This is a genomic window from Thalassovita aquimarina (genome assembly GCF_018219815.1).
GTDB classification, from domain to species: Bacteria; Pseudomonadota; Alphaproteobacteria; order Rhodobacterales; family Rhodobacteraceae; genus Thalassobius; species Thalassobius aquimarinus.
This window is the reverse complement of sequence record NZ_JADMKU010000045.1, coordinates 1-4,669: the sequence shown is the minus strand read 5'-3', so window position 1 is coordinate 4,669 and position 4,669 is coordinate 1. Positions and strand designations below refer to the sequence as shown.

The 4,669-nt window shown below is 49.2% G+C and carries 2 protein-coding genes and 1 pseudogene; all 3 read left to right on the top strand.

Features of this window, described 5'->3' with window-relative positions:
* Window positions 1-270 precede the first annotated feature (270 nt).
* The gene (locus tag IT775_RS21015; protein WP_212703208.1) at window positions 271-1,083 is read left to right on the top strand and encodes a hypothetical protein; all 813 of its coding nucleotides are present in this window, start codon (window positions 271-273) and stop codon (window positions 1,081-1,083) included.
* A complete protein-coding gene (locus IT775_RS21010; protein ID WP_212703207.1) occupies window positions 1,076-4,414 on the top strand; it encodes a DEAD/DEAH box helicase in 3,339 nt (1,112 codons plus the stop codon). The genes IT775_RS21015 and IT775_RS21010 overlap by 8 nt, the downstream gene beginning before the upstream one ends.
* Window positions 4,415-4,480: 66 nt before the next feature.
* Window positions 4,481-4,669 (top strand): annotated as a pseudogene (locus tag IT775_RS21370) (IS66-like element accessory protein TnpA); the annotation flags it as partial.

Sequence of the window (4,669 nt, the reverse complement as noted above, 5' to 3'; positions counted from 1 at the left end):
AGGTGCCCGAAGGTCTTCCTCTCCGCAATCGCGCTCGCTGCAACCGTCATCTATTGGCTATGAGTCCTGACCCTAATCAAGCCAGTTAGTTGGAGAATGGCTTGATACACATTTGTCTTGGCTCGCCGCGAGGGCATGAAGGTAAAATGCTCGATTAGCGACTAAGAGGCGAATTCTTCTTGCAGCATTACTTTTTGAGTCAAATATTAAATTGTAGCATCACACCATATAGTCTACATAAAATAGAAAAAATTTTGAAAACAAGATGAAATGAGCATTTCAGTCACACCATTTACCAGCGAAAACTTGTGCTACGGCGCAACTTGGAAAATCGACGACAAGCAGCAACTAGCGGAACAAGTCGCCCGTGTGGCTTTAGGTTACTCTCGACACATCAAAAAAATTCTAGACGGCATAAATGTTCCTATCCCAGCATCGGCGGTAAGCAGTGAAGCCGGTGCAATTGATTTGTTTACGGTTGAAGGTACCGATCCGTCACACCGAGATGGTTGGCTGTTTCAAACCATCTCTTACATTGCAGCCATTAGACAAGACCCGAACGGCATCTATGATTCACCTCACATGCAACATGCCGCGAAAGGATTTGACGGCCTGAAGCTTGTGGTTGATCAGCACAGTGGATCAATTGCGTCAGTAGTAATTTTCGAGGACAAAGCCACAACAAATCCACGGCCAACCATCGCAACAAAAAAAGACGCCAAAGGGAAAGGCGTGGCGGTTTGGGATGAGTTTCGCGACATTGAGGCGGGGAATAGGCAGCCCTTACTTACGGACAAAATTTCCTCGCTACTTCAAACCGTGCCGGGCGTTGATATCGATCAAGCCATCGAAAACATCATCTGGCATGAAACACGCGGCTACCGTGTTAGCATCACGGTTGGAGCAACTCACTCTACAGAGGACGGGAGAAAACGTCTGTTTAAAGGTTACGATGAGGTGGTCGACGGAAACCTTAATCGCCGACAAGCAGAAACTCTACACCTTGAGAACTTACGCGACTGGCTAAGTGATCTCGCTGAAAGGGCGAAAAGTGAAGTAATAAAGGCCTGTAACGATGTTTGATCCGGTTACGTTGCAACTGATGTCAGGTGCGCCTGAGCTGGACGGCATCAACCAGGCCGATATTCCAAAGCTTCTGACCGAGGCCTACGCACAAATCGTTGCTGCCAGAATTCGCCTAAAGGATTTCGGTGGCCAAGATCCTGACCTTGAAGCTCTTCAAAGTAATATCGGTCTCTTGAGCCGACTAGCTGCAACGCATGAGGCGTTTGTAGCGACATCAAGGGATCGCGAAAACAGATCATCTGCCGCTTTTGTTGCAGGTTCTGCTCACCACGCCCGCGTTCTTTACGCTAAGGCAATCGAAGGCCAAAAGGAACCAACACAGCTCACCAGTCATTTCATCTCACCTGAGGTTTCAGCTGCGCTATTGTTTTTAACGGCAGAAGCAACCGCGGACGCTGCGGAAATGGTCAAGCAGTTTCGGGAGCCATCCGAAGGCCCAATTGAAATTGCACTTATTCGATCAATCTCTTGCCTATGTTCGGGAGATTTGCATGCGGTTCTGGAAATCGTTCCGCCCGTAGGTGCCTTGATTGATGGGCGTTTTTCTGAAGAAACTGCCGCCCGTGCGCTCTACCTGCGTCTCCTTCAATGTGTTCGAGCAATTGCTGCTCAAATTCTGCAAGTTGAAGGTGCAGGAATGGATGAGGGAAATCCTACCGCTTTAATTGAGCAAGTCATCGCCCTTTGTTCCGCGCCTCTTGAAGCCGGAATTGAAGGAACGACACAGGCGCAGAGTTCTGTTTTTTCGGGTCCTTTGCATTTGGCTTCGCTGTTGTTTTGTGCTCAAAGAGATCTACCGGAGTCTGCACTCTTAAACATTGATGCGCCAAACGGCATCGAACCGGGCAAATGGCACTCGATTCTTAGAAAGATTGCTAAGGAACGTCCTTTCCTTTGGCCGAACCATCGAAAGGCGGTAACTGAAGGCTACTTGGAGCCGGAAGTCTCCTCCGCCATCAGCTTTCCTACGGGTGCAGGTAAGTCCACACTTTCAGAACTAAAGATCGCCACCGCTTTACTACGTAGCAAACAGGTCGTCTTCCTGGCACCTACCCTAGCATTAGTTGACCAAACTTCGAGGGCGCTTGAGGCATCATTCCCAGACCAAGAAATCTTTCGAGAGCAGTCCCTTGATCTGACCTTGGAAACTGACATGGTTACGCTAAACCCGATTTCGGTGTTAACTCCGGAACGCTGCTTGGCCCTTTTGAACTTCCAGCCTGAGCTTTTTTCGGACGTTGGTCTTGTTGTCTTCGATGAATGCCATCTACTTCACCCCAGAGAAGCAGATAAAAGTCGTCGCTCCGTGGATGCGATGCTTTGCATTCTAAACTTAAGAAATTCGGCCCCAGATGCTGACTTCTTGTTTCTTTCAGCCATGATGCAAAACACCTCAGAGATCGCTGAGTGGCTAGGAGAGCTAACGGGACGAAAATGCCTATCGCTGGACCTTCAATGGAAACCAACAAGGCAAGTGAGAGGGTGTGTCGTTTATGGTCAGAACGAAATTAACGCGCTCAAAGCGACTCTCAAAACTGCAAGAGCAAACTCGGAAACGAAGGGGCCTCCGGTCGCTACACAAAGGAAGATGGTAGCGGAGCCATTCGGTTTTTTTTGCCTTCACCAAAAGTGGCAGTCAAAAAACAGAGGGGACTATTCACTCATCCCGCTACTAGAAGAAAATGTCACACTTGGGACAGGAAAAATTCTTCCTGATGATCTCGCGGAAAACCCTGAGCTAGCAGAAAACACAGACTACCGTTGGTATCTTACACCTAATGGCCTTCAAGTCTCTGCCGATCTAGCTGAAGCGAGCGCAAAGAGAGACCTAAAAACAATTGTTTTTGTACAAACCATCCCTAACGCGATCTCGACCGACAAATCGGTTAGTAAACGTCTCGATGCCGACACTCTGAACTTAACCGATGACGAGAAGCAACTACTAGCGCTTGTCGAAGAAGAGGTTGGTGGAGCTGCTCACACATATCTGCATCTTTCAAAGGGCTCCGATCATCCCGCCAACTCGAGCGTTTGCCATCATGGCCACCTCCTTCCGCTAGAGAGACGTTTGCACGAAGCAATCTTCAAGCGCTCGGATGGCGTAAACGTTCTGGTTGCGACGTCGACTCTGTCTCAGGGAATGAACCTGCCCAGCGATATAGTGTTGATCGGTGGTGACAGCAGGTTTGATCTCGAAGCAGAAAAAATGGAACAACTCGAGGCACACGAGCTTCTCAATGCAGCGGGTCGCGCAGGCCGTGCGGGTGATCGCTCGCATGGCTTTGTGCTGGTAGTCCCCAGCAAAGTTGTGCACTTCAACAATGAAACCAGCACCATCCACAAATACTGGACTGAACTTCAAGGGATATTCTCGCAGAGTGACCAATGCGTAGCCATTGAAGACCCACTTATGCCAATACTTGACCACATCCATGCTCATTCCGCTGCAGATTCGCCGATGTCTGAATATCTCCTGGGAAGGCTTCAATTCAGCCTTGATCCTGCGTCAGAAGAGGTAGAAGGCGTAAGCGTTTTGTTGAACAAATCATTCGCGGCTTTTCAAGCAAGAAAACGCAATGAGAATCAGTGGATGGCTGAGCGTATCAATGCTCTACGAGCCGCAAGTGTAGGTAGACAGAAGGAAGACCAATGGAAAGAAAAGCTCGCCGCTTCTGCCGGAATTCCCGTCGAAATCGTCAACCAGCTTGCAGAAAAATTAAACGTGGAATTGAAATTTGAAGCACCTACGTCAGATTGGTTCGAGTGGTTTTCCGACTGGCTAGCCAACAACCCACGACATTTTCTAACCTTAGTCAGATCAGAGACGCTCGAAAATTTTATGGGGACACAATTCAAACGAACAGCTTCGTTCGATAGGAGAGCGCAGTTAGCAAGTCAAAAACTAAGTCCACTTCTTTCGCTATGGATGAAAGGAGAACCCCTATCAAAGCTGGAAGTCGAGTACGGGACCAAGCCTCACCTTATCAAAACCTGTGAGAAAGCCCGCGAATTCGTCCTGCGAATAGTGCCCGAGTTGGCATATATTTATGGGCTTCCTAATCTCGTCTTCAAAGCTATGAAAATCCACGAAGGAGCTGACACCAGATCACCAGTAGGACTGGAAACTCTGAGCGCGTGCGTTCGGCAAGGCTACGACATGGTCGAAAAGTTTGCTCTCGAACTCAATAGCGTAGGACAAAGCACACGCCGATTGATCCACCAAGAATATGCTCTCATTCAAGGGTTCGTTTCACCTATCGATGCAACTGACACTTTGGGAGCTATAACTGGAAAGATCGAGGTAGCCAAAGTCATTAAGGATTTGTAACCAAATCGTATCCCTCCGGCGGGGGCCGTCTGACGGGATCTCGACGTTGGTGATAAATCCGACCTTATGGCCGACCTTAAGTTCAGACCCGAGATCGAAGTCCTTTCCGCCGCGGATGCCCCGCGTCGGCGGCACTGGAGCGATGCGGATAAAATCCGGATCGTGGAGGAAAGCTTTGTTGTAAGCGCCTCGGCGATCCCCTCCTGCCGCTCTGAGGCTATCTGTGCGAGTCCTGTTGTCGAGATGAGGCATAGG

Coding starts and splice junctions, on each gene's coding strand:
- IT775_RS21015 (WP_212703208.1), top strand. CDS start 271: ATGAGCATTTCAGTCACACCATTTACCAGCGAAAACTTGTGCTACGGC.
- IT775_RS21010 (WP_212703207.1), top strand. CDS start 1,076: ATGTTTGATCCGGTTACGTTGCAACTGATGTCAGGTGCGCCTGAGCTG.